Below are 6,007 nucleotides of genomic sequence, written 5' to 3' on the forward strand. Positions count from 1 at the left end.
AGGAAGCTCCTGGTCGTCCTCAACGCTATCATTCGCGACAAAACCGCATTCGCGTGAACACAGTTGCCATTCCGTGACTTGGAAGCGACGCCACGGTGCAGAATTTTGCTCTGTTGCATTCCTGGGTGAAGGCAACGGCTGGATTCCAGGGTCTTCGCGACGGAGCTTCGCTCCTGCTCTGCCCTGCAAACGATCGCGATGGGCGTTTCGGCCAATCTCCAACGCGTGCCACCTGCCAACACGAACAGAGCCGACCGGTCAAAATCTCAATGCAGTGCCTCTAATCGACACCGCGCTTGCGTGCTTGCAGATCGCGCGCCGCTTGCTCGATCGCAGCGCGGTCGTTGCCCAGCCTGTCGAGCAGTTCCTGCGCCTCGTCGCCCGAAATGCCGGTGCGCATGGCAAGCGCCTCCACCGTCAGCACATCCGCGCTGGCGATCTCGCGCGTTTCGGGCAGCGCATCGTCTGCCGTCATCGGCAGGGCGGCCTCGCGGTCGATCTCCAACTCCGCCTGATGCCAGTGCCGTTCATGATTGCCAAGGATGCCGCCCTCGCGCTGAAAGATCTCATAGGCACGCTGCCTGATCTTTTCGGTCCGATCGTCGTCCATCGCCGTTCCTCCTTGCGTGTCACAAGAACGCAGGACAGGGCGGAACGATCCGCGTCGTTCACGAAGTGATCGGGTGCTGTGCTGCCGGTCAACATGCCGGGCGTGGCGACAATCGCGCAGGTGGTTCCCCCACTCCGTCTCGGCGCTGCGCGCCGAGCCACCTCTCCCCCCTCCGGAGGGAGAGGAAACGCCAATCGCCGGAGGCGAGCAATGGCAATCGCCAAGTAGAGAGGAAATAGCAATGCCGAGGTCGCGACGTTGCCGGTCAGCATTTCCTCTCCCTCCGGAGGGGGGAGAGGTGGCTCGGCGAAGCCGAGACGGAGTGGGGGACGGCGCTGAAAATTATCGGCCACGTCCGCGGCCATTCCGATCCGAATAGTAAGCCTGGCTGCCCGCCGCTTGCCCCTTACGGCCCGTATATCGCCACCGCTTTGCCGAACATGCCAGGCTCCGGCTTTACGCCGAGCCCCGGCCGTTGCGGCACGGCGATGTGCCCTTGCTTGATGACGACCGGCTGCTTCTGGTCGAAATGGCCCTTGATGTATTCCTGGGCGATCCAGGCTCCTTCCATGCGGCGCGGCTCGACGGTGGCGGCCAGATGCACGCAGGCCGCCGCGATGATGTCGCCGCCCCAGGCGTCGTCGCAACTGTGCGGCAGCGAGCGGATGGCGCAGAGATCGCGCACGGTCGTCATCTTCGTCAATCCGCCCAGGCGCGTCACCTTGAAGCCGAAGCCGTCGGCGATGCCCAGCGAGATCGCCCGCAGCACCGCGTTCTGATCCTCGGTGCTCTCGTCGAGATAGATCGGATGCGTCATGCGGCCTTTCAGCGTCGCGATCTCGTCCATCGTGTTGCAGGGCTGCTCGAAGACGAAGGGAATTTGCTGGCAGACCCGGTCGAGATGGATCGCTGCGGCCACCGTCAGGCCTCGGTTGCCGTCGACCGCGATGCGCGCTTTGTAACCGACCGCTTCCCAGACCTTATGGATGACGGCGACGTCTTCCTCCAGGTTGCGGCCTCCGATCTTCACCTGTAGGCGCGGATAGCCGGCCTTCACCTTATCGGCGGCGATCCTCGCCGTCTCGTCCGGGGCGCCCACGATCAGCGAATAATAGGCCGGCACGCGGTCGGTCAGCGCGCCGCCCAGCAGCATCGAGACCGGCACGCCGAGTTTTTGGCCGAGCAGGTCGAGGAACGCCATGTCGAAGGCGGCCTTGGCATAACCGTGGCCGTTGAGCCGCTCTTCCATCTGTTTGGCGAGCAGCCTGATCGAGGCGATCTCCGAACCGATCAGCCCCGGGGCGATTTCGGCGATCGCGGCGCGGGCGCCCAGCGCATGATGCGGCTGGTAGACCGGGCCGATCGGGCAGGTCTCGCCCCAGCCGGCAAAACCGTCATCGGTAACGATCTCGACCAGCGTCGAGTCCAGCGCCTCCACATCGGCGCTGGCCATCCGGTAGACGCCGCCTTTGACCGGCAATTGCGCCGAATAGACGTTGATCCGATCGATACGCATACGGGCTTCCCTCCGAAGGACACGTCGGCAACGGGGCCTTTGCAGGCCCCGCCTATTACATCCGCGCCCTGGCCGAGGTCGGATCGTAAGGCGAATCCGCGATCACCTCGGCGACCTTCCAGTCGCCCAGGATCGCGACGTCGAGCTTGGTGCCGGGTTTCGAAAACGGTTCAGGCAGCAGCGCTAGCGCCACGTCATGGCCGAGCGCGTAGCCGTAGCCGCCCGACGTAATGCGCCCGACCAGCGCGCCGTCGCTGTAGAGCCCTTCATTGGCAAGCGTGCTGGCGCCGTCGGTTTCGATCCTGAGCGTCACGGATCGCCGCTGGTCGTTACGCTCCTTGTATTTCAGAACCGCGTCGCGCCCGACGAAGTCGCCCTTGTCGAGCCGGATGAAGCGCTCCAGCCCGCTCTCCAGCGCGTTGAGCTCCGGGTTCATGTCGCGATACATGGCGCGATAGGATTTCTCGAGCCTGAGCGACTCCAGCGCGTGCAGCCCGACCAGCCGCATGCCGTGCTTCTCGCCTTCCTTGAGGATCGCGTCGAGCAATCGCCGCTGGTAGGGCAGGGGATGATAGAGTTCCCAACCGAGCTCGCCCTCATAGTTCACCCGCAGCAGCCGCACGTCGCTTGCCAAGGCGACGCTGCCGGTCTTGACGCCGAACCAGGGAAAACTTTCGTTGGAAAGGTCGATCTCCGTGAGGGGCTGCAGCACGGCCCGCGCGTTCGGCCCGACGACGGTAAAGCAGCCGCGGTCGTTGGTGACGTTCTTCAAGGATACGCTGCCGTCGGCGGGAAGCAGTCTTGAAAGGTCGTCGAAGTTCCAGCGTTCGGCGCGCGGCGTCGAGATCAGGTAGAACAGGTCCTCGCCAAGCCGCGCCACCATATATTCCGCCTGCACGCCACCGCTGGTGGTGAGGTGATGCGCCAGCGTCACCTTGCCGACCGCCGGCAGGCGGTTGGCGATGATCCGGTCCAGCCAGGCGGCCGCGCTGGGACCTGACACCTCGAACTTGGTCATCGGCGTCATCTCGACCAGGCCGACGGCGTTGCGTACCGCCTGTACTTCCTCGCCGACAAGATTCCCCTTGGGCGTCCAGCGCCAGCTATATTGGTCCTTGGCCTCGACGCCGTCGCGCGCGAACCAGTTGGGCATTTCCCAGCCATTGAGCACGCCCCAGACCGCTCCCAGTTCCGTCAGCCTGTCATAGGAAGGCGCGGTCTTCTGCGACCGCGCGGCGGGCATGTCCTGGCCCGGATACTTCTGTTCGGCATGCGTGCCCCACGCCTCGCGCACCTTCTCGCGCGTCCATTCCTTGTTGGCGTAGTCGCCGAAGCGGCGCGGATCGAGATCGGATGTATCGATACTGTTGCCGCCTTCGACGATCCGCTCCGACAAATAGTAGCCGATCGCTCCGCCCCACAGGATGCCGCCCGGCACGCCTTCGGCCAGCCAGACATGGGGCAGGCCCCAAGCCTGCCCCATCAAGGGCAGCTCGTCCGCCGTCATCTGGAACGGGCCACGCACATTGGCCTTGATGCCGACGCGCCCGAGCGCAGGCACCAGCTGCAGCGCCTGCTCCCAGTTCCACGACACCGCCTCGAAATCCTCTTCCAGCAGATCGGCGCCGAACCAGTCGGGAACGCCATCCTCGGCGAAGAGCTTGAGGTGTTCGGTGCGCTCATAGGGCCCGAACATCAGCCCGTCGCCTTCCTCGCGCAGATAGCCCTCGAAACCCTCGTCGCGCAGGATCGGCATTTCGGGCCGGCCGGCGCGCTTGCGCTCCACCACCTCCGGCACCGCCTCGGTGATCCAGTACTGGTGCAGGATGGGGATCGCCGGGATCTCCAAGCCAAGCATCGCGCCGGTCTGGCGCGCGTAATTGCCGGTGGCGCAAATCACATGTTCGCAGGTGATGTCGCCCTTGTTGGTCTCGACCAGCCATTCGCCGGAAGCGGTCCGCTTGAAGCCGGTGACCTCGGTGTTGAGATAGACTTTTGCGCCGAGATCCCGCGCGCCCTTGGCCATGGCATGCGTCACATCGGCCGGCGCGATATGCCCGTCATCGGGATGGTAGAGCGCGCCCAGCATGTCCTTGTTGTCGAGCAGCGGCCAGAGCTTGTGCGCCTCATCGGGGGTGAGCAATTGCGCCCGCATGCCCTGCACCTCGGCCACGCTCATATAGCTCTTGAACTCGTCGAGTCGGTCTCTCGAATTGGCGATGCGCAACTGTCCGCATTTGTGCCATCCGACCGGCTGCCCGGTCTCCGCTTCGAGACCCTCATAGATTTCGATCGTCTTTTTGATCATCCGCCCAACATTGATGTTGCGGGAATAGGACGGAATCAGCCCCGCCGCATGCCAGGTCGAGCCGGCGGTGAGCTGCGTGCGCTCGAGGAGCGCGACATCGGTCCAGCCGCGCTTGGCCAGGCCATAAAGAATACCCGCGCCAACGCATCCGCCGCCGACGATCACCACCCGCGCATGTGCTTGCATCGAACCACCAAATCCGGACCATTCTCCAAACCGCGCCGTCGAAGCTACAGGCGAGGCAAGGCGGTGTAACGTTCTGAAAAACTGAGGATGACGATAAATTGGGCTTATGCAGCGATCCGCGCTTGGCGGATCGCGACCCGCCGGCATCTCACTGCACTTGCCCGTCCTGCGCCGTCTCGTCCTTGAAGTCGACTTTGGTGCCCGGCTTGACCATGGCGGCGAGGTCCTCGGCGTCCCAGTTGGTCAGCCGGATGCAGCCATGCGAGAAGGTGGTTCCGATCTTGCCCGGGTCAGGCGTGCCGTGAATGCCGTAGCTCTCGATCGAGAGATCGATCCACACCGATCCGACGGGATTGTTCGGCCCCTTGGCGATGGTGAAGGGCCGCTTGCTCTTGACGCCCTTGAAGGCGAATTTCGGATTGTAACGATAGGTCGGATTGTGCACCACGCGCTTGACCTCGGCCGTGCCGCTCGGCGCCGGCTTTTCCTCGCTGCCGATCGAGGCGGGATAGACCGCGAGCGCTTTGCCCGACGCATCGAGCGCGCGCACCTGGCGGGCGCCTTTGTCGACCTCGACGCTGGCGACGGCCGCGGGAGGATCGCCACGGCCGACATCGGGCACCACCAATGTGGTGTCAGCCTTCCTGAAACCGGCTTTGGGATTGAGCAGCCTCAGCAACTGTTCGCTGACATGGAAACGCTCTGCCAGTTTTTCCCGCGCGTTGCGATAGCCGAGCCGCTTCAGACGCGCCATCCGCTCCATGCGGGCGGGGATGCGCCTGGTGAACGGCCCGCGCACATCCTTGGCCGTGACCTCGTAGCTTATCAGCACCGGCCCGGCGAAAGTCGCCGCGAGCTTGTCCCAGGTTTCGCGGGTGAGCTTGCCGTCGGAGGGCAGTCCGTTGGCCGCCTGGAAGGCCGCGACGGCCTTGGAGAAATTGTCGGACAGGCGGCCGTCGATCAGGCCGGGGGACAAGCGGGCGCGATCGAGAAGGATCTGCGCTCTGAGCACCATCGGATCGACGCCCTTCGGCTCGCCCTCGCTGAATTGCGCCTGGTTAACAGCGGCGAGGTCGAGCTTGGCTGCCAGCGTCCCGCCGCACGCGAGCACCAGCGCTAATCCAGCGATAACAAGCAGCCTGATCATCGACGTCACTCCAGGGTCGCGGCAAGAGCCTGTCTCTATGACGCGGCACGGCCGATGTGGTTCCTGTCGCGAGGAGCCGCACGAAGATCATCACGAGTGTGCGCTTTCTCCCATATATGTTTGAATTTTAAGCTGGAAACCAGTTCCCATGAAAGCAGAGAACTGGCATTATGGTCTCAGGGCCTGCGCATTTTCTTATTCCATGGCCCCTTGTCCTGGTAACCGGCGGCTCCCCAACAC

The 6,007-nt window shown here is 64.1% G+C and carries 4 protein-coding genes; all 4 read right to left on the reverse strand.

Going from position 1 to position 6,007, the window contains the following annotated elements; all coding sequences use genetic code 11:
• Positions 1-280: 280 nt before the first annotated feature.
• Positions 281-610 carry a DUF2934 domain-containing protein gene (locus LB535_RS28680; RefSeq protein WP_224634569.1) on the reverse strand — a complete coding sequence of 110 codons (330 nt, stop codon included), beginning with the start codon at positions 608-610 and terminating at the stop codon, positions 281-283.
• A 406-nt stretch (positions 611-1,016) separates the two neighbouring features.
• A complete protein-coding gene (locus LB535_RS28685; RefSeq protein WP_224634570.1) occupies positions 1,017-2,126 on the reverse strand; it encodes a mandelate racemase/muconate lactonizing enzyme family protein in 1,110 nt (369 codons plus the stop codon).
• A 55-nt stretch (positions 2,127-2,181) separates the two neighbouring features.
• On the reverse strand, positions 2,182-4,620 hold the full coding sequence (locus LB535_RS28690; protein WP_224634571.1) for an FAD-dependent oxidoreductase: 2,439 nt from the start codon (positions 4,618-4,620) through the stop codon (positions 2,182-2,184).
• A 148-nt stretch (positions 4,621-4,768) separates the two neighbouring features.
• Positions 4,769-5,767, reverse strand: a complete 999-nt coding sequence (locus LB535_RS28695) for a L,D-transpeptidase (RefSeq protein ID WP_224634572.1) — start codon at positions 5,765-5,767, stop codon at positions 4,769-4,771.
• Between the last annotated feature and the right edge of the window lie 240 nt (positions 5,768-6,007).

It is taken from the genome of Mesorhizobium sp. CA10 (assembly GCF_020165285.1).
Classification (GTDB): Bacteria; Pseudomonadota; Alphaproteobacteria; order Rhizobiales; family Rhizobiaceae; genus Mesorhizobium.